At 45.7% G+C, this 21,582-nt stretch carries 11 protein-coding genes and 2 pseudogenes; 4 read left to right on the forward strand and 9 right to left on the reverse strand.

Going from position 1 to position 21,582, the window contains the following annotated elements; all coding sequences use genetic code 11:
• Window position 1 precedes the first annotated feature (1 nt).
• The 5 genes from mmsA to uraA form a co-directional block, all read right to left on the reverse strand.
• On the reverse strand, window positions 2-1,555 hold the full coding sequence (gene mmsA, locus BN6465_RS17230) for a multiple monosaccharide ABC transporter ATP-binding protein (protein ID WP_066737522.1): 1,554 nt from the start codon (window positions 1,553-1,555) through the stop codon (window positions 2-4).
• Window positions 1,556-1,752: 197 nt separating this feature from the next.
• Window positions 1,753-2,862 (reverse strand): multiple monosaccharide ABC transporter substrate-binding protein, encoded by a 1,110-nt coding sequence (gene chvE, locus BN6465_RS17235; RefSeq protein ID WP_066737526.1) that lies wholly within the window; start codon window positions 2,860-2,862, stop codon window positions 1,753-1,755.
• A 408-nt stretch (window positions 2,863-3,270) separates the two neighbouring features.
• A complete protein-coding gene (gene rpiB / locus BN6465_RS17240; RefSeq protein WP_066737528.1) occupies window positions 3,271-3,705 on the reverse strand; it encodes a ribose 5-phosphate isomerase B in 435 nt (144 codons plus the stop codon).
• 27 nt (window positions 3,706-3,732) lie between these two features.
• Window positions 3,733-4,743, reverse strand: a complete 1,011-nt coding sequence (locus BN6465_RS17245) for an ABC transporter substrate-binding protein (protein ID WP_074017818.1) — start codon at window positions 4,741-4,743, stop codon at window positions 3,733-3,735.
• 20 nt (window positions 4,744-4,763) lie between these two features.
• The gene (uraA, locus tag BN6465_RS17250) at window positions 4,764-6,017 is read right to left on the reverse strand and encodes a uracil permease (RefSeq protein WP_066737531.1); all 1,254 of its coding nucleotides are present in this window, start codon (window positions 6,015-6,017) and stop codon (window positions 4,764-4,766) included.
• A gap of 252 nt (window positions 6,018-6,269) precedes the next feature.
• Between uraA and BN6465_RS17255 the strand changes: the two genes are divergently transcribed.
• A complete protein-coding gene (locus BN6465_RS17255; protein ID WP_066737533.1) occupies window positions 6,270-7,031 on the forward strand; it encodes an SDR family NAD(P)-dependent oxidoreductase in 762 nt (253 codons plus the stop codon).
• Window positions 7,032-7,098: 67 nt separating this feature from the next.
• Here BN6465_RS17255 and BN6465_RS17260 read toward each other — a convergent pair whose 3' ends face one another.
• The 4 genes from BN6465_RS17260 to BN6465_RS17275 form a co-directional block, all read right to left on the reverse strand.
• The gene (locus BN6465_RS17260; protein ID WP_066737535.1) at window positions 7,099-10,320 is read right to left on the reverse strand and encodes a discoidin domain-containing protein; all 3,222 of its coding nucleotides are present in this window, start codon (window positions 10,318-10,320) and stop codon (window positions 7,099-7,101) included.
• Window positions 10,317-15,710: a discoidin domain-containing protein gene (locus BN6465_RS17265; protein ID WP_199882860.1), complete on the reverse strand. Its 5,394-nt coding sequence runs from the start codon at window positions 15,708-15,710 to the stop codon at window positions 10,317-10,319. The genes BN6465_RS17260 and BN6465_RS17265 overlap by 4 nt, the downstream gene beginning before the upstream one ends.
• A 205-nt stretch (window positions 15,711-15,915) precedes the next feature.
• Window positions 15,916-16,326 (reverse strand): ureidoglycolate lyase, encoded by a 411-nt coding sequence (locus tag BN6465_RS17270; protein ID WP_066737538.1) that lies wholly within the window; start codon window positions 16,324-16,326, stop codon window positions 15,916-15,918.
• A gap of 27 nt (window positions 16,327-16,353) precedes the next feature.
• Entirely contained in the window at window positions 16,354-19,638 is a 3,285-nt protein-coding gene (locus BN6465_RS17275) for a DUF5107 domain-containing protein (RefSeq protein WP_066737539.1), read from the reverse strand.
• Window positions 19,639-19,803: 165 nt separating this feature from the next.
• Between BN6465_RS17275 and BN6465_RS17280 the strand changes: the two genes are divergently transcribed.
• From BN6465_RS17280 to BN6465_RS21645, 3 genes and pseudogenes are all read left to right on the forward strand, one after another.
• Entirely contained in the window at window positions 19,804-20,649 is an 846-nt protein-coding gene (locus BN6465_RS17280; RefSeq protein ID WP_066737540.1) for an AraC family transcriptional regulator, read from the forward strand.
• Window positions 20,650-20,818: 169 nt separating this feature from the next.
• Window positions 20,819-21,110 (forward strand): annotated as a pseudogene (locus tag BN6465_RS21640) (nucleotidyltransferase family protein).
• 99 nt (window positions 21,111-21,209) lie between these two features.
• Window positions 21,210-21,380, forward strand: a pseudogene (locus BN6465_RS21645) (IS256 family transposase); the annotation flags it as partial.
• Window positions 21,381-21,582 lie beyond the last annotated feature (202 nt).

Below are 21,582 nucleotides of genomic sequence, written 5' to 3' on the forward strand. Positions count from 1 at the left end.
GTTATGCTCCTTTCTTACTATTATGCTGCATAATGCACTTCATAATCTTTTCCTGTGATAACTCTTCTTTTGATAATTCCCCTGCAATCTGGCCTTCGTTGAGGACATATGTCCTGTCGCAAGTACCGATGATTTCCGGCATTTCGGAGGAGATAACGATAACCGCTTTTCCTGCCTTAGCCAGATCGTTGATCGCACAGTAAATTTCGTATTTGGCTCCTACGTCGATACCACGGGTAGGTTCGTCCAAAATCAATACATCCGGTTCTGTCATCATCCATTTTGCCAACACAACCTTTTGCTGGTTACCACCTGATAATGAGCCAACAGTCTGGTTAATAGAGTTTGCTTTTACATTAATCAGTTTCTTATATTTTTCAGCCGCCAAGACTTCTTCATTGGTGTTCGCAACTCCGTTTTTGGAGAAGAAATCACGCAGGGCGGCCAGTGTCATATTCCATTTAATATCGTTAATCAATATAAGACCATAGGTCTTTCTGTCTTCGGATGTATATGCGATTTTGTTCTTAATCGCATCTTTTACACTTTTAATCTTCACCGGTTTGCCATGCATATAAATCTCACCGGTAATTTTCTGTCCGTATTCACGTCCAAAAAGGCTCATCGCAAGCTCGGTTCTTCCGGCTCCCATAAGTCCTGCAAGGCCGACTACTTCTCCGGCGCGGACTTTGATGTTGATATTTTTCAGCATCTGGCGGTTTGCATCTTCCGGATGGTACACGTTCCAATCCTTAACTTCCATAACCACGTCGCCGATTGGGCAGTCTGTTCTTTCAGGGTAACGATTGGTCAGCTCACGTCCAACCATGCCTTTGATGATTCTGTCTTCTGAGAAATCGTCTTTTCCTTTTTCCAGTGTCTCGATCGTCTTACCGTCACGGATTACAGTAATAGAATCAGCAACATAACTGATTTCGTTCAATTTATGTGAAATGATAATACATGTGATGCCTTGTTCTTTAAGCTTCAGCATGATTTCCAAAAGCTGTGCACTTTCTTCGTCATTCAGGGCGGCGGTAGGCTCGTCAAGAATCAAGAGGTCTACTTTTTTTGCCAGAGCTTTTGCTATTTCAATCAACTGCTGCTTTCCTACACCGAGAGAGTTAATCGGTGCATCTAGGTTTTCATTGTCAAGACCGACCTTTTCCAGCATTTCCTGTGCTCTGTTATGTGTCTGGGTCCAGTCGATGACACCCCTCATAGTTGTCTGTTCGTTACCCATAAATACGTTCTCTGCTATTGACAGATATGGGCTAAGTGCGAGTTCCTGATGAATAATAACGATGCCCTTCTTTTCACTGTCCTTAATACTGTGATTCTTCACGATTTCGCCGTTGTAAACGATATCGCCGGAATACGTACCGAAAGGATAGATACCGGACAATACATTCATCAGAGTTGATTTTCCTGCACCATTTTCACCGCAGAGTGCGTGAATCTCGCCGCGCTTTACTTTTAGATTTACATCATCCAGCGCTTTTACACCCGAGAACTCTTTCGTGATATGGTTCATTTCCAGAATGTTGTCAGACATTTTCTCAGCTCCTTTTCCTTAATGTTTGTGAATCTGTTAGGATTCTTGTGAACAAAGTGGACAAGTCCACTTCAACGTGTGCATCCCCCGGAGGGGTTTTTATAACATAGGGAACTTCGTTCCCTATGTTTAAAAAAGCAGGGCGGCGGCTAAAACCGCCACCGCCCTGTTCCTTCACACATATTAATTTTTACAAATTATTCTGCGTTCTTGATTTCGTCTTCTGTGTAGTATCCACTGTCAACGATTACTTCCTGATAGTTGTCTTTGTCAACTGCAACTGGTGTGCAGAGGTAAGACGGAACTACTAATTTACCATTGTCATATGTTTCTGTATCGTTGATTTCTGGGTCTGTTCCTTCGAGAACTGCCTCTACCATTGTTACACATTTGTCAGCAAGAAGTCCTGTATCTTTGAAGATAGACATTGTCTGTTTTCCAGATGTGATGTTCTTAACTGCCATAACTTCTGCATCCTGTCCTGTGATTAACGGCCAGTTAGCGTCTGTGTATCCAGCACCTTCTAATGCAGCTTTGATACCATAAGCAAATCCGTCGAATGCGGAGCAAGCGATATCAAGGTCTTCGTCTGCGTAGAATCCTGATAAGTAGTTTTCACAGTTCTGCTGAGCTGTTTCCTGAGACCATCTTAAGATACATGTGTCTTCGAAAGATGTTCTTCCTGATTTACAAACAAGCTTTCCATTGTCAAGGTATGGCTGTAATACTTCCATAACACCTTCGTGAAGGAGAACTGCGTTGTTGTCATCCGGAGATCCCATGAAGAATTCAATTGTCTGAGGTTCTGCTGCGTTTTCAAGGTCAGCTTTTTCTACGATGTAGTTAGCAATTGCTGTACCAACACCTTTGTTATCGAAAGATGCGTAGTAGCTTACTGCGTCAGTGTCCATAAGCAGACGGTCATAAGCGATAACCGGGATTTCTGCGTCTTTTGCCTGTTTCAGTACGTTAACAAGTGCGGAAGAGTCGATAGATGCAACTACAAGGCAGTTAGCGCCTGTAGCGATCATGTTCTCAATCTGAGAAACCTGAGCCTGTACATCATCTTCTGCATACTGAAGGTCAACTTCATATCCAAGTTTCTCCAGCTTTTCCTTCATGTTCTTACCATCTTTGATCCATCTTTCGGAACTCTGTGTAGGCATCGCTACACCAACCTTTTTGCCTTTGCTTTCTGCTTTGTCCCCATCGTCGCCGCCGGACTTTTTGTCGCCACCGCATCCTGTTAATGCGAGAGACAATGCCATTACTGCAACAAGAGCCACACTGAGAATTCTCTTTTTCATTCTTTTTCCTCCTTTTAATTCCCTTGGCAGGCGTTTGATACCCCTGTTTGTCAGGTTTGTACACTTTTTTCGCCTGTCAATATTGTTTCTGGTATTAATATACAACACAACTTTGAAATATACAAGACGTAATATGTTACAAAAACAAGTACAACTTTTTGTACAAATTTTAAACTTGTATTGTTTGTAGCAAAAGTTGTACATGTACATATTCACCTATTTTATGGCAAAATTAATGAAAACTCATAAAAAAAGTGAGGGTAAAAAAATCTATTTTTTACTTGACATCCAATTTTCGACAACCGGAGGGGACAATTCTTTTTATTGTCTAAATTGCGCCCAAATTGTAGAGAGGGACGGGTCCCAACGCGTTGGGACCCGTCCCTCTTGATGTCATCCTTGAATGAATTATTCTAAGGCCATTATCATATCTACTCTATCTTGATGTCTTCCGCCAAGGAATTCTGCATTCAACCATTCGTCGATTATCATCTTCGCCATCTCAATTCCGATAACTCTTGCTCCGAATGCCAGTACATTTGCGTTATTGTGCTGTCTTGATAACTTAGCTGTGTAAGGTTCTGAGCACACCACCGCCCTGATTCCCTTTATCTTGTTCGCCGCAAGTGAAATGCCCACGCCCGTTCCGCAGATTGCAATTCCCAAATCTACCTCACCGGACACGACAGCCCTTGCGACTTTCTCCCCATAATCCGGATAGTTGCAGCTCTCGAAGGAATCTGTCCCATAGTTAGTCACCTCATACCCCTTTTCAACTAAGTACTCTACCACCTGTTTCTTCATTTCAACTGCTGAATGGTCATTTGCAATACCTATTTTCATATTGTTCCTCCTTCTTTCTATAATGTTTTAATACTTTCTCACGGTCAATGCTTCATCCAAATCCATGGATGTATCGAAATACGCCTCATCTACATATTGCTTTTTATCCAGCGACACTCCCGAATCCAGCTTCTGTATAATCTCAGCTATCTTAGGGCCATACAGTGGGTTACACTCAACGGCCGCGTTCAATTCCCCCGCCTTCATGGCCTCTAATTCCTTCTTGCCGGCGCCGTAGGAAATCACTATAATATCCCCCTTCGGCCCGCAAGTCTTTCCTGCATCTTTAATCGCCTCTATAGCCCCGAATGCCATCTCATCATTTTCAGCAATCACTACATCTATATTGGAATGTGTCTCCAGAAACAGCGCCATGACCTCTTTGCCTGTTTTCTTTGATGCCTCTCCGGTCTGCTGCGCCAGCATTATCCAATTGGGATTATCCTGTATCGCCTTCATAAACCCTTCTGTCCTCTCGGTCTGTGCCAGCGTTCCAATAGGGCCTTGAATGGTGGTCAGATTGATTTCCTCTTCGGTGCGCTCCTGCTCCTCCAGATACTGCTCCAGCCAATCCGCGGCCATCTTGCCCTCTTTCGTAAAATCACTGCCAAGCCAGCACTCGTATAAAGAATCGTCTTCTTCGATTGGGTTGTTGATGATAATCACGGGGATATTCGCTTCCTTAATCTCCTTGAGCACGGTATCCCATCCTGTCTCAACCACAGGGCTCAACACGATATAATCCACGTCCTTCTTAACAAATTCCCTCAGGGCCTCAATCTGCCGTTCTTGATCCTCCTGCGCATCTTCCAATATAAGTTCATATCCATTCTCTTCTATTAAAGTACTCTTCAATGATTCGGTGTTGGCCGTACGCCAATCAGACTCCGGCCCTCCCTGAGAAAACCCGACCGTTATCAAATAGTCAAACTCATCCTCCAACACATTATAATTGGACGTTTTTTTCTCCCCGCACCCAATCAGGGTAAACACTGCCACAGCCGAACAAAGCAATGTCTTCCACAACTTTTTATTCATATCCGCTTTCATACACCTCCTTAGACATCGTTAGTCAGATGAAACTTATCTAATATATAGAAGGAAAGACTCAGAATCATGCCGACGATACATGCCAGAACCATTCCCGTCAGCTCGATGTTGCCAATTTTAATAGCCGCACCGGAAAGCCCCGTGACAAAAATAACAGACGTCAGCATCAAGTTTCTGGATCTGCCGTAATCCACCTTCTCATCTACAAGAATACGGATTCCGGAAGTACCAATCATACCGTAGAGCAGGAAAGAAATCCCACCGATGACAGGCCCAGGAATCGTACTAATCAGTGTGGACAGCTTACCGATAAACGAAACAATAATAGAAAGTATAGCGGCCCCGCCGATAACTCGGACACTATACACACCCGTCACTGCCATTACCCCAATATTTTCCCCGTATGTCGTAGTGGGAACTGATCCGATAAAACCGGAAATCATAGTAGAAAAATTATCCGCAAACAAGGAACGGTGAAGTCCCGGATCCTTAATCAAATCTCTTCCGATAATCTTCCCTGTCACAATCTGGTGACCGATATGCTCCGACGCAATCACAAGAATAACCGGCAAAATAATGACTATAGCCTCCAACTTGAACTTCGGCGCAGAAAAATTCGGCAACGCAAAGACAGGAGCCGCCGCCACCTCGCTAAAATCCACGATTCCACACAAAAGAGCCGCCACATAACCCGAAATGACCGCAATCAATATGGGAATCACCGACAAAAACTTCCGGAACAAAATCGAGCCAAACACAGCGACCCCCGCTGTCACCAAAAATACAATCACTTTCCTAGAATCTATCTGCTCATCCAAAAGTCCTGCATTGCCTGCAGCGCTCCCTGCCAATTCCAGCCCGATAAGAGCCACAACCGGCCCCATCGCTGCGGGCGGCAGTACAATATCAATCCAGTCAGAACCAAACTTATAAATAATTAGTGCCAGGATACATCCGCAGAATCCAACCGCCACAAATCCTCCCAGCGCATATTCGTATCCCCACTTCGCAATCACGATACCTGCAGGCGCCAAAAATGCAAAACTTGAGCCCAGATAAGCCGGTGCTTTCGCTTTCGTAATCAAAATGAACAGCAAAGTCCCCACACCATTCATGAACAATACAACCGCCGGATTAATCCCAAAAATAAACGGAACCAGTACGGATGCGCCAAACATGGCAAACATATGCTGAATGCTCAGCGGTATCAATAGCTTTGCCGGCACCTTGTCCTCAACCTGAATAATCTTACGTCCTTCCATCTTAACTTGTCCTCCTCATGCTCTCATAAAAATAAACCACAGGCAGTCCATATCCCCTAACCCGGTTTTGCCCGCCGCTTATTTTAGTATATCATATTTTTTGTTCAAATACAGTACCGTGTCCCTCAATATTATTTGTCAGTTTTTTTACACTTCTTCTATTTATTTTCTGTTATTTCCATAGTATAATAGCTTATAAGAGGATGAAATCTATAGATTGTTCTCGCATACATTAAAGGAGGTAATAGGAAAATGGGATTATTAGAAGGTAATGTAACAATTATCACAGGCGGTGGCCGTGGTATCGGGTATGGCATCGCACGTGCCTTTGCCAAACAGGGGTCAAACCTTACGATCTGTGGTCGTACAGAATCCACACTGCTTCATGCCAAAGAAGAATTAGAGAAAGAATTTGACGTTGAAGTACTTTGTGTGGCCGCCGACGGCTCTGATGAAGCACAGGTGCAAAATGTCGTAGATAAGACTATTGAAAAATATGGAAAGATTAATACAATGGTCAACAATGCCCAAGTTTCTAAATCCGGCGTGTTACTGGCCGATCATACCAAGGAAGATTTTGATTTAGCAATATATTCAGGACTGTACGCCACCTTTTTCTATATGAAAGCATGTTTCCCCTATCTAAAGGAAACGAAAGGCTCAGTTGTAAACTTTGCGTCCGGAGCCGGCCTCTTCGGCAAACCCGGCCAATCTTCTTATGCGGCGGCAAAAGAAGGAATCCGTGGTCTTACCCGTGTAGCCGCTACTGAGTGGGGCGAGTTCGGAGTTCGCGCCAACTGTGTATGCCCTCTGGCCATGACAGAAGGTCTGGTGAAATGGAAAGCAGAATATCCACAATTGTTCGAGCAGACGATCAAGGGAATTCCACTGCAGCGTTTCGGTGATCCTGAGACAGATATCGGTTCCGTAGCAGTATTCCTCGCATCCGATTTGGCTGCCTATGTATCGGGTGAGACTATCACTTGTCAGGGCGGAAGCGGACTGAGGCCGTAATTTTTCAATAATAAAACTAGCCGCAGGCTCCCCAAAAGTCTGCGGCTAATCTCATTTTTTCTCTCTTTTATCTTTTTCTCTTTTTGTATCCGACAGCTCCGGCCAAACCAATCGATGCTATCACAAGTACTACCCATACGCCTGTATTCACTGTATCGCCGGTCTGTACCTTATCCGTCGTGCCATTTCCCGGTTTTTGATTCCCCTCTCCTAACGGTTTCTCTGTTCCCGGTTTTTCGTTCCCCGGTCCATCCGGATCTACTGGTTTATCAGGCTCAGAGATGCCTTTCACTACTATCACATCAATTTCAGCTTCAATGCCTTCTGGATTCTCTACTCCTTCCGTCAGCACCAGCTCACCGGTAAGAGTGGCCTTGCCCTCTCTATCCTTGACATACCCCTCTTCTTTCCAGCTAACTTCTAGCTGGCGCTCTTCCCCATTTTCCAATAACGCTGTCACAGAATGCGGAAGCTTCAAATCCTTAAATACAGTCCCAATTTTGACTTCCAGTCCTTCCGGCTTTGTCACACCAGTAATTTTAAGCGGCATCTCCGGCTCTTCTGTCTGTCCGGGGAATACTTCCTCGAACTTCCATGCATCCTTCCACTCCATAGTCATAGCCTTTGCCTCAGCGTCAAATTCCAACGGAAGCCAGATATATCGTGAATCCTTCAAATCATTGGGAATCCATCTGTCGCCGATATAGACATACTGTCCGGGAATCTTATTTCCCTCGGTGTCCCTCACCGGAAGTATAAAGGTGCTCTGGCTGTGAAATGTAGTGCCCCTGTTCGGATCCGAGACCGGATTCCCTGAAAGGTCATAATCACCCACACAGAACGTCTGGTTTTCAGCCCAATCGGTAGACATGATATCGCCCTTCACCCATGACCACTTGCACGGATTCGGATTCCAGCCTGACTGTCCCGATGTCACCATGTAATAGGTGTCTCCCTCTTGGAAAACAGCCGGTGCTTCTCGGTAGTGTCCCGGGAACACTTTCACCCAATCCTTGCCTTCTTCTGTTCCCGCCACATCAGTATACTCTTCATTCAGCCTGTGTATAATAGTAGTTGCATTCTCCTCTGACGCATAAATCAAATATCCCGTACCGTCGTCATCCACAAATACATTCATATCCCTAAGCATGCCCGCGTCTGTCGGGTTATCCGGCAGTAATCTCTTCGTTCCGAGGAACTTAAAAGGTCCTATCGGAGAATCACTGACTGCCACGCCGCCCATTGCATCATAATACTGACCTGCTGCCGGTCCGTCCTGATGCCACCACATCACATACTTTCCGGTGGACTCATTGTACATTACCTTCGGTCTTTCCACTACCTTATTCCAGTTGAAGTTCAAGTACAATGCTCTTTTATCCTCATAGCTCATTCCCTCATAGAGGGCATTTGCCTCCTCGATAAATTCCGGAGTTGAATACTGTGAAAGTGTAGGGAACGGCGCTTTTGCAACAACCGGTCCCCCTCCACCCGAGGTGTATCCCGGGAATTCCTGCAGAGGGCTGTTCTTATATTCCTCTGTTTCCTCTGATAAATACAGCGGGTAGTCATCACTTGGCTCACTGCCGTCTACTAACTGCGGATTATTGAATACAGGGAACACAACACCCTCATTTTTCCAGTTATATAAATCTTTTGAGGAGTAGCAGGAAACACCCACTGCTGGATTGCCGCTGGTCGCTCCTGTATTTACATTGTCTGTACCTTTGTGGTCTCCATACCAATAATAAGTTTTTGTCTTTTCGTCATAATTAATATTACCACTGTGGGCCTGAATCACTGCCCCATCGGTATCCAGCCACACTTCTCCGCTTTTAATCTCTGTTACATTGCCCACGTTGGTGTACAAGTCCACCAGTTTTTGCAACTCTTTTTCAATCAGTACTACAGATTCCGGGGTAAATGTCTCGCCTTCCACTTCACTGAGCTTCTTCTCAATCGCATCCACCACGGCCGGTTTATCGGACGCTTCTTTAATCTCCTTAAGTTCCGTGATAAGCTCTGCAATTCTCCCTTGCCCGTCATCCACGTCGGCGCCCTGACCGAACTGCATCTCGGCACAGCCAATAGTATTGCCATCACCACCTATGGAGAATGCCTGCAGCGCTATATAACGTGCATTCACCGGACGAAAGCTTGAGACATAATCATCCATAGAAGTTACATCCCAAAGTCCTGTCGCCATATACTCAAAATGTTCATCTAAAAATTCTTGTTCACCGGTAACATCAACACCCTCCAGATTCTCATTACTTGTCCAGATTCTATGGCGCTTCACTCTTCCATTCTGACTATCCTGCCTTGGTGTGTAGGTAATCTTAGAAAGATTGGAAACCGTTTTCCCTAAATCAAACACAAGATAATCGCCGGCTTCAAAATAAAAAGATTCATCCGCCCAGCTTGACTCAAAAAATGTGCTCTTATCCCCATCAAGCATCTTGGCGCTTTCGTAGCCGGACGCCTCGCTGGGAACATATTTGACCGAAACTTTCAGTTCTAACTCCCCGGCGATTGCCCGCTCCAGACTCCCAATGTGAACAGCCGTATCCTCATTTGCCAGAACCTCAAACTGCGCAATGTCAGCCTCTGCCCTATCTATCTTCTCCTGAAGCTGTGCTTTGTAATCCGCATCCTCGGACTCCGCTAATTTCTCCTTTGCCGCTTCAATCAGTGCAGCCAGCTGGTCCTGTCCTGAGACAACACCCTCTTGAACTCCCACATTGAACTCGGCACAGGTCGTAGTGTGCTTGGTCTCACCGCCACTTACGTTAATGGATGTATCCCACACACGCAGGGTAATATACTGTGCCTTCCGGGATGCAAATGTGGCGAATTTGTCTTCATTATCACCTCTGTCCGTGTCCGAGAACTCCCAGTAGCCTCCCGCTGCCACTTTCATAGCATCCTTGCTCTCTCCGGTAAGAATTTGATACTTTTTCACCTTTCCGTTAATGTCATCCTGTCTGGGGGTATATTTCACCTGACTGACATTGTCTTTTAACTCTCCCAGATTGATTGTGAAAACATCCGCCGGGTATTCGTCCCCTGGTCCTGTCCAATCTGTACTCCAGAGAGTATTTTTATCCCCGTCAAGAATGTTGGCAATCGGTGTGCTTGCATGCTGGCTTATACAATCTTCAACAGACATCTGAGCCTGTTCCAGCCAGCTCACCCCCTCCTCCGCTTTCACGGAGGAGCTCGGGGGCAGAGTACTCAGGGCTAACGCTAGACCAAGTACCAGCACATTGATTTTTCTTAAAGTTTTCATCTTTTTCGTCCCCTTCTCTTCTTTGTAATACAAACGCCCACAATACCACCGAATGCCAGCACAAGAATAACTGCCCACAAATCCATATTGGCACTATCGCCCGTCTCTACCTTGTCTGTCTTATTTCCATTGCCCGGTTTCTGCTCCTGATTACCGTCTGAAGTTCCCGGTTTGTCTGGAGTATCTGGCTTATCCGGATCTACCGGCTTGTCAGGGTCTATCGGCTTATCGGGCTCTATCGGCTTGTCAGGGTCCTCACCCTCCTTGACAATCTTAATCTCCACCGTGTCCGTTATTTCCGGATTAGACTTTAAGGCTGCCCTAACATATACTGTGCCTTCTGCGGACGGCTTCAGCACTCCGCTTATAGATACCTTCGCAAGAGCGGATTTTTCTCCATTCTCATCCAAAACTGACCAGCGGACCTTCGTATCATTTGCATTTTCTGGCTGATAGGAAATTCCCAATTCCAGCGTGCTTCCAAGCTCTACCGTAGTCTTATCATCCTTGGATACAATCTTGATACTCTCAGCGGGAATCTCTTTTTCATAGACGATGAACTCACTGAGCGCGATGCCCATGCCTTCCTGATGCTTCATGGTAATACGGATCTCTGATGTAGTAACCGCGTCAAAGGTGATAGTATTTGTCCCTTTGACAAACCCTGTTGTCATAGAAGGATTGCTCACCAGAACGTAATTATTCTCCTCATCCAGATACTCCACGATGACCTCCTGAGGCGCTTTACAGCCACTATCCTCAAAGAATGGCAGTTCTACGGTATCTACAGTATAGGACTTGTCAAAGATTCCCATAATTTCTGCTGGATTCGGATAATTACCACTGGTATTCCAGTCTGTCCATGAACGAGATGGCGTTTCCACATCTATACGCCCGTCGTTCAGCTCCAATGCACGGTCCTGCGGATTATTGTCATATCCAATCTGACATGTAATTGTATTTTCTCCAAGCTTTACATTACCGCCGTTGGACTTCTCCACTACATTGTGACGGCTCTTGGTCTCTGTGCCGATGACTGACTCGTTAATCTGCTCTGCATTTACTTCAAACTGTGGGTCGAACTCATCAGAATTCATATAGTTGAGAATGGAATTCTTAAGCGCTCTCGCCTCAGGATAATCATTCTGTAACTGCTCTAGTCCCATGGAGGAGACCATTAATTTACCTTCTCCTATTCTTGCCTCGTACAAAAGTCCCATCGTTCGGATTGTGGAGAAGCTGTCAAGCACCTGAACCAACGGCTGAATCTTTGTGCCGTCCTCCTGCGTCAGATTCTCAAGCACCATTGGCCGTCCTAGTTTCGCCATAGGCCACCACTGATAATTGGAGTGGTACTCTGTCGGGAATCCGTCAAATACCGGATGCTCCGGATCCATCAAAAGCCCCATGGACCCCGGCTGTGATTCGCTTACAAACTGGGAAGACCAGAATGCAGTTGTAAATGTTCCAGTAATACTATTTGGCAGCGCTGTTTTACTTGCATCCGGAGTAAGCAGGACTTTTCCGCCCTCTCCCAGAACATACATTGCTTCTTCATCAAGGAACTCTGTAATGTACACATCGCCCTCCGACGCTTTTTCTCCTGACGGGTATACCCAGATATCATAATAATTCTCTACATCGCCCAGACCGATTGTAAGCTTCAGCTGTTTCGGCTCCTTGACACCCGCTAAAGAAATTGTAATCTCCTCCGCAGTCGTCACATCGCCCTGCTTAAACTCTACGTTGTCGGTTTTCCCTTCTGCGACTGTTGTTTTTCCGTCGCTTAGGCGGTAGAACATCTTCCCGCTCATATCGTCCGGCCCATAGTTGGCAAGCATTAGCTTACCCTTGAACTCTTCGTCATTTGTCCACACAAACTTCTCTGTCTCCAAAAGCGCCGTCTCTGGACTGAAGAAGGTTGCAAATTCCTCTGGATTGGCAAAATCATACGGCTTCGCCTCTCCCAGTGCATTCATCATACCTACAAGGGCCGTGCTCTGACCACTGAAATCTTGAATTCCCAGCAGAGAGATTCCACTCATGTTCTTTGTGCGCAGCGCCGCCTCGATTTCCATTCTATACCCAATTCTTGAGAGCATTCCGCTGGCATCAATAAATTTCTTTGTTGTCTCGTCTGAAACTCCCTTTTCTGCCAGACGCGCCTCCACCAGCTGCAGATTACGCGGCTCCAGAACGCCTGTATACTTCTCAAGCTCTGTAAGCACGTCCGGGAATACTTGGAACTGGCCTACCTCAAAGCTGAACGCCGGAACTCCTGATTCCTTTGCCGCACGCTGTATTGCGTCATTATAGTTTGCCGTGGACGCCGGTCGTGTCTGGTTGATGAATCCACTCATGCCCGCGTAAATTCCACGCATTGATGTACCGTTATACACCTGTCCTGTAAAGAAATCGGAATTTGACGTTGGCTTCGTGCTGCCGTAATCGCTGTTCGAGGCAAAGGAATAAAGCCTTGTGCTGTCCGCTTCCTTCAACTGGCCAATCAGCGCATCCGCATACTCATATCCGCCCCCCGCGAAATGCAGCTCATTACCGAATGTAAACATGACAAATGACGGGTGGTTCGCATACTCCTTTATAATGGCATGCGCTTCTTTCGTAAAATATTCTTTCTCTGTATCGTCCCCAAACATGCTGCCCGGATCCCAGCTGGAAAGCTCTGGCTGCAGATACATCCCCATTCTGTCCGCTACTCGGAACGCCGCATCCGGAGGACACCAGCTGTGAAAGCGCACAGAATTGATTCCGAAGGACTGGTAGGAGGCAAATAATTTTTCCCAGCCCGCATCATCCATAGGCGCATACGCTGTCAGCGGAAATACTGCGCAGTTTGCTTCATTTCTGAGAAATACTTTCTTTCCGTTATTCATAAGCTGCTTTGTGTCCTTGTCCACCTCAAACACACGCATACCGAACTTTTCTTTTGCTTTCTCTCCGTTATCCAGCTGAGCCTTCATGGTATAAAGATTTTGTTCAAACTCACTCCACAACTTCACAGACGCTCCCATATCGTAATCCGGAACAGAAATTGTTGCCTGCTCCCCTGCCTTTACCGATACAACAAGTTCTCGCTCTGTAAGGCCCTCTGCCTGAACTGTCAGTCTTCCACTGTAGTCTTCGGCGCTATTGTTCTGTACATCCACTTCCACCGCGGCGGACTTCAAATCCTTATTCGGATATACACGTAAATCTGAAATATTTACAGCATCCTTTGCACGAAGTTCAAATGCACCTACGATGCCATTCCAGTTTGTCTGTGTCTCCTCTGTAGCCATTGAGGAAGTAGTGATAGCATCCTTTGGAGAATGTGTATAGGAGTTATCCACCTCTATGGTGATTATATTGAGCTCGCCAAACTTAATCTGGGATGTCAGATTGTATGTCTGACTCACCGCCATAAGGTTCGAGCTGTCTGGCGCCAAAATCTCCACATCATTCACCCACACTCTTGTCTCACGGGAGCGTTCCATAAACAGTGTAATCTGCTTTCCTTCCCACGCATTAGGAATAAATACCTGACGCTCAAAGGATGCAGGGCCTGTATAGACATAATATCTACTCAAACGGCGAGGATCCTTAAAGGAATTGTAGCTTCCCTTTTTGTTCTCATCTAACGTGCCCGGAAGTGTTACGTTATCGGCCAGAGCTTCACCCTCTGTATAAGCACCCATCTTGAAATCCCACTTCCCAGCAAGACTGTAATGATTTTCTCCAGCGATACTCATGCCGTCTAAGGTGGCTTTTAAGGCCACCGCCGCTTCGTGTATTTCTACCGCTGTGCTGTCCTTATTACCCGCCACATCCTGTGCCGTCTTGATTGCAGCCTCCATTAATTTCTTATCTTTTCCTTCCAGCTTTTGGGCAAGCTCTTGGGCTTGCTTAATAAACTCTTTTAAATCCTTTATCCCATATCGATTCACTTTATCTGCGAATTTTTCTTTTTCTTTCTGTATCTTTTCAGCTACCTTATAGCATTCTGAATTCGTGCGTTCCTCCTTCAGACTCTCCGAAAAACTATCCAGCACTGTGCGGAATTCTTCCTTTGTCTCCTTGGAATACTGTCCGATTTCATCACCTGTCTGGGCATTTCCCAGAAGATCTTCTGCTTCACTGTATGTATTCAGCATCAGAACGCGTCCGCGGTCATAGCTGTCCACCGCCACCTCTGCGATTGCTGTGTTGGCATCTGAACCTTCCAGCGCCTTGATACATAAATACCTTGCCTGCCTGTAATCTACCGAAATCTCAGTGATGCTTGAGGCACGGAACTCTGCCACCAACTCCATCGCATCCAGTGTGTTCCCTGCATACAGTTCACCCTTCGTGATTCTGCCGCTTCCCATATCCTGTCTAGGCGTAATCTTTATCTTGTCCAGCATAAATGAATACCCTAAATCAATGGTAAGCTCATGCGGATGCTCCGTGTTTTCTGGCGTCCACTGAGAATGCCATATGGTAGACAAATCTCCATCCACAGCCTTTGCCGCCTCATAACCGTCATTCTCTGTATTTGCTGTGGCTGTCATCGTAGTATGGGGAATCCCTCCTATCAAGGCTTCCTCCTCTGCCTTGTTACTTGCCAGCAGTCCATCTATGGCATTTTTCGCCGCCTCAAGCGCCATCCATACCGCATCTCCGTCACCTGATCCAGTGAGAGCTTCCAGATTGTTTTTCGCTTCCTTTAAAATATCTACCGCTTCCGTCGTGAACTGATGCTCTCCACTTCCCACATCCGCAGAGGCATACTCCAGAAGCCGTTTCACCCTTTCTAATGTTCCATCGATTTCCTCGTCATAGCTTCCTTCTTCCTGACTTGCCAAACCGAATTTAAGCTCTGAGGCAGACGCACTGTAAGTATCATTGTAATTGCTGTCTACCTTCTCGCGGGCTACGAACCTTACAAGCGCTGCAGATGTGGCTTTGAACTTGGCCTCCGCCGTCTTTGCGCGCTCCCATGTTCCTTCCGTGACTTTCTGAAGATTCTCCTCATTATTGTCCGGGCTTATCCACACTTCATAGGATGTGATAAACTGAAGTCCGGCGGCATCCCTTGCCACATAGACAAGAGAATCTATCGTCTGCGCTTCACTGAATTCCACCTGTATCCAGTGCGGAAATGTAGGCGCATCCGCATCCCACGGGGTATGCCAGCAGTTATTGCGGTCATCCTCAATTCCATCCACTACTTTCTCTGGCCCATAGCCCTCAGCAAATGAACTGGCCGTAACCTCTTTTACAAGCTCATTGCTCACGTATGCCTTTTCCGGCTCATCCGCAGCCTTTACATCTGGTATCGGCTGGGGCACAACGCCCAAAAGCATGGCTGCAGTAAGCGCCAGTACGCCGATTTTCTTAATTCCTTTCATACTTTCCTCCTTCATGAAACACTCATTATGCTGCTATATTCCTCCTAACCAGATTGTAACTTTGGCCGACTGTTTTGACATTATACAAATTTGCCTTTCTATTTATAAATATTGCTTCATTTTTTTGTGTGCTTTTAACAAAGGAAAACCGGATGCGTAGATTTCGCGCATCCGGTTTTAAAAGGAGTCTGTCCCCAATGGACAATTAAATCATCACTGATTTGGCTGTATCATATTCATAAAATACTGATTCCACTTCACGGTTCTCTGTAATCTTGACCGACGCTTCTGGGGTCAGCGTTAGCACCTGATGCCAGATTCCTTTCTTCAGACAGATTGGCTTATCCAGTACAAAGGCCCGGTATTCCTCAGGCGTATCATGCCCTGCCACAAGAAGAACCGTGATTCCTTCCAGCGGTTCAAAGGACTCTTTGGAGAAAGGATGATTTTCAATCCGCCGGATTTCTTTGTTCTGGTAGCGGAACACTGCCACCCGCCACCCCCCTTTCTCCTCCGTGTCAACAATAACAAAATCTTCCCTGCACTTTACTGGGAACTCCAGCACTGTGCCGAAGGGGGCAAATGCTTCACTTGTCACACTTTCCAATTGCCTCATAATCAACCACCTTTCCTCATATCGCTGTTATTCCGCCAGTTTCAGATAAATCCGACAGTTCTGATGATTATAATCATACTTCAGTGCTTCTTTGAACCAACGAGCGGCTTCCGCCTTATCTCCAAGTCCCAATCTGGCAAGTCCCATCAAATAATAGCAGTGAGCTTTGTTCTTCTTATTTAAGTCATCCTCAAATATGAGGAAATCCGGTAAAGAAACTGCAAAGTAATCAATTTTCATCTCATCCCGAAGATGCTGCTCTCCGTAGTCCAGAAGCTTATAGAAACAGGCATAGGCCTCCTTCTTCTCACCAAGCTCCTCTTTTGCAAGCCCTTTGTAGAGAATCATATCCGCCGGCTGATCATAGTAATACATCATCCCTGCCGGTTCATTTTCACCAAGCTGCGCCACACGGAACGCCTTCTCCGCCTCTTCGTTTTGACCGAGGGCCTTCTTCGCTATGCCGAGGTAGTAATACAGATTGTTATCCTTTGTACCTTCCAGACGTCCTTCGCCCAGATTCTCCGGATATACAAGTGCTTTTTCCAACAGGTCAAGGGCCTCCTTTGCATCCCCTTTCTTGAGTTGCTCCTTAGCCATTTCGGTAAGCGCTACCTTATACTGAGTCGTAATCTTACCCTCTGCACCTTCCCATGGCCGGAAAGTATGGGACATAATCACTTCATAAGCCTTCTCATGTCTTCCGAGCAGATTATAAAGTGTCACATACTCTATCATTACATCATCCCGCTCAAGTGGAAGCTGCGGATGGTTCTCATAATTTTCCAGACGGGTGGCAAAATCCACGTCCAGCTTCTTATAGAGCTGGTCCAGCTCAAGAAATACCCTTGCGTCCGTCTCATCAAGTGCAAAAGCTTTCTCCATCTCCCGCCTTGCGCCTTCAATGTTTCCCTGCTTATTGTAATAGGCAAGTGCCAGATTCCTGTGCACGGTAGGATAACTGCCATCCAGTTCAATAGACTTCTCCCAGAGCAGTGCCGCCCGTTCAAACTGCAGCTTATCATAGCAAAGGTTGCCCAGATAATAATACGCCTTTGCCCCCTGACTAAAATGCTCCATAGCCCCTTCCAGAACAGCAATATCTTCCAATTTATTTGGGAAACAATACAAAGGAGAACAGGCATTGGCATTAGCATACTCTGTCTGCGCCTTCTCCGCATATCCCATCTTCTGTAAATAATGCGCTTTGTAGTAAGCCAGCATAGGAGCTTCTTTCGTGCACTGGTTAAGAATCTCAACCGCCTCCTCGAAACATCCTGCTTCTGCATAATCTCTCGCAGTCTGAAGATAGTTTTCATGAAAATCACGCATCAGTGCATTCATTTCCTCCAAAATATTCTCTTTATCCTCTCCGGAAAGCTGTGCCAGTTCAAATCTGGAAAGATAATCAAAACCATCCACTTTAAGGTTGTCCAAAGCCTGTGCTTTTGCCTCCTCAATTCTTCCCAGCTTACGCAGAATTACTACTTTTGCTCCTCTAGCCTTAATATTATGAGCATTTTTCACCAGCCCTTTTTCTACAAACTCCAGAGCCTCTGTGTAATTTCCCCGGAGCATCTCAATGGCTGCCAGATAGTAAAAGGACATTTCCTGCTGTTCATTGCTCCATGTGGCTTTATAAAATGCGTCAAATGCCTCATCGTTCTTGCTCTGGTAAAATAGTGCAACTCCCAAAAGATAGTATGCTTCACTGTCATATGGGTTCGGATTCTTCCGTGTAAGCCGCTCAATGGCCTTTCTAAAATGCCTCTCAGCCTCTGCAAAGCATCCCCTTCTAAAGAGCAGAAGGCCATAAGCATTGTTAATCCGGATGTCACCTTCATCTCTCTTTAATCCTTCCAGATAGTAAGAATCCGGTAAATATGTGGCGTGACGATACTGCTCGATGTGCTGTCCTGTCAAGAACAGTTCTTCATTTGTCATAATCTCTTCCGGGTCTTTAGCCGCCTGTGCCGGTTTTGCCAACTCCGGAATTCCCTCTTCCTTCGCCTGATAAGCAACCAGAAGCTTGTCTCCTGAGCAGACCTCCACTTTGACATCACTTGCTTTTGCCCCGGAAATCTCGATGCTCTTCTCGTAAATATCGCAGGGGGACAGAACCGCTTCTTCCTCAGACACAAGCTGACCTTTGTGGTATACGCTGACCTTAGCATCCTCGTAACGGCCCGTGGCATAAACAGTCACCTGTGTCTTTCCATCTGCCACTTCCACACCGAGCACAGCATTGATGGTAGCATTTTTTACGGAGCCCACCTTTTTGTAAGGCATGAAATATTGCCGGAATGTCTTTTCCTCAAAAGGCTTCAGCCATGTGAAGTCCGGCTGGTTATCTGTATACACTCCTGTCATTAACTCTATGTACGGACCGTCCTCATCGGTCAGGTTTCTGTCCCACGCCTGTCCGAACTCTCCGCATCCCCAGGTCCATTGTTTCTTCCCCGGCGAAATGTGGTGGTCCGCCACATGAAGGATTCCTGCCTCCTGACGGTAATCATAGCCGCCTACAAAATCATAGTCTGATTTCTCCGCCATGTAGGAAGTTGGCACTGGAATATTTTTATACCGAGAAATATCCACGCCTTCACTATAATCATGTTTATAGTAAACACCCTTAGCGATAGGAAAACGAGAAACGTCTCTTTTCCCGTGGTCCATCACGGAATGTACATCCGGCGGGAATATGGACTGCGTATAATCATTGACCGGAACCGCCGGGTTAGCCCACCAAAGAAAAGTCTGGGGCATAGCAGTACGGTTATAGAGCTGTCCCCTGATTTCTATATAGGCCTTATCCGGATATAGGGTAAATCCCGCAATTCCCTTCGTTCCATACATCTGATCCACATCGTTGACCAGCAATGTCTTACTGCCGCCTTCATTTTCCTGAATCAAATAGTCTACCGGCATGTAGGTAGTCGGGCGGTGATGCTGGGGCCAATTGAACTCAATTCCCCCTGATATCCATGGCCCTACAAGTCCTACCAGCGCCGGTTTGATTACATGATTGTAGTAGACAAAATCATATCCATTGGTCTTATCGTAAGCTCTCTGGATTCTCCCCCCAAGTTCCGGCAGAACCATGACCTTCAAGTACTCATTTTCAAGATAGACCACACGGTAAGTCTTATCCTTCTTTTCGTGACTAATCTTCTCAATAGTAGGATAGGGATATACCTTGCCACTGCTGCCCTGATACACTCGTTTTTCCAAAAACATCGGATTTTTATCCGGTTCCCCCACCTCATAAGTAGGGATGACAACATTTTCTTCCCAGATTTTTACCTCGTTCATCCTTATCTCCTTTGCTTCTATTATTCATTTAATAATTTAACCATATTATATCTGGCTACTTTCACAGAATCATTACTTTTTCTTGCCTATGGATTTAAATAAATTGCTCTTTTCAATCAACTGTTTTTCCTATATAATTACAGTATAAAATGAAGGAGGGTCGTTATGCGTTCTCAAGAATTAAAGATATCTCCCCAATCGGATTATTATGTTTATGTCCCCAGCGCACTGGCAAAGAAGCTCTATCTTTATCCTGTATCAGTTGGGTATTTTATCTATGAACCGGACTATTTTATCAGCCGAAATAACTTTGACAGTTTCCTTATCATGCATATAGCAAAGGGTACTTGTCATATTAATACCGAAGGCAAAAATTATAAAGCGAACGCTGGGCAGTTTGTATTGCTGGACTGCTATATTCCCCACAAGTACGGAAGTCCTGATGCTTGGGAGGCCATCTGGATACATTTTGACGGCCCGCTGGCGCGGGAGTATTTTAAAGAAATCACAGGAAACTACGGACATGTAATTAGCCCCAACAACCCTACCGCACTCAGCCACTCCATGGGCAAGATATATGACTCTTTCCATAATGCCCTGCCCATTAACGAATCCAAGCTTTCTGGCTACCTTACCAACGTGCTCGACGGCTTCTTAAGCGCACCGGAAAATAAAAAGTCCTTCCTACACACCGTCACTATCGCCGACAGCGTGGCTTATATCAACGAGCATTTTCATGAACCGATTTCTCTGGATGAGCTGGCAGCAAAGGCGGGGCTGAGCCAGTTTCATTTTACAAGAATTTTCACAAAAGAGACGGGGTTCACCCCCCATCAGTATTTAATCAATACGAGAATCTCCGCCGCACGTTTTATGCTGAAATCTTCTGAGACATCGGTAAAAGATATCGCCTTCAGCACCGGCTTCAACAGCGAGAGCAGCTTCTGCTCTACCTTTAAAAAATGGGAGAAGAAGACGCCGAGCCAGTATAGGGATGAGATTTTAGGTTAAATATTTTACACCTTCCAAAAAAATGAGAGAAAATTTACATTCCGCCTTTTTGTACGATTTGGAGCATTCTTCTATCAACACCCCAAATCTCCTTCGGTTCGTTGACACCCCCTCTGACAGATGTTAGTATTTAAATACAATCTTTTTTTTACAATCACGGGGGTACGGTATGGGAGAAACAGGTATCAGGCAACAGGTAATTGAAGAGATTCAGGCGCTGGCTCAAAAATATAACGTCAGCAAGGTCATTTTATTTGGCTCCCGCGCAAGGGGGATTTCAGAAGAACCAGCGATATTGATTTGGCAGTGACGGGTGGTGATTTCGATCGTTTCGCTCTGGATGTGAATGAGGATACATCGACCCTATTGGAATATGATATTGTGAATTTGGACAGAGATATGCAGCAGGAGCTGCGGGATTCAATAAGAACGGGGGGATGATAATCTATGAAAAAATATGAAAACTTTTGTGTTTCTCTGGCAAAGATGAAAGAAATCTATAACTACAATGAACCATACGACAACGTTATCCTGACCGGATAACTGGAGTGTATGAAAATAATTCCATGAGGAGTTGGAAACAGAACTAAGATGCTATCACGCCGATTTTCAAATTTTCCACAGCGGTCAGAACGTTTGAAGCCACAAAGAAATGGTCCATGCCAATCAGGAATTGGGGGCAGGTATATGGTGAACTAAGCATCATGTATGAGGGCAGACTGCCTGAATAAGCTAATTCAGCCTATTTATCACAGGCGGATTTTCCGCCTGCTTTTGACATGCAACAGTAGTTGCTGTTATATATAAAACAAAGACTGATGTGATTTCTGCTCGTCAGACCAGAGATCTGCCAGTGGGTTGGTATGTACCCACATCCAACTTCCTACAGATTCTACCTCACGATAGACACCCTTGCCTTCGCTATATCCTTCC

The sequence above is a fragment of the Bariatricus massiliensis genome (assembly GCF_900086725.1).
GTDB lineage: Bacteria > Bacillota > Clostridia > Lachnospirales > Lachnospiraceae > Allocoprococcus > Allocoprococcus massiliensis.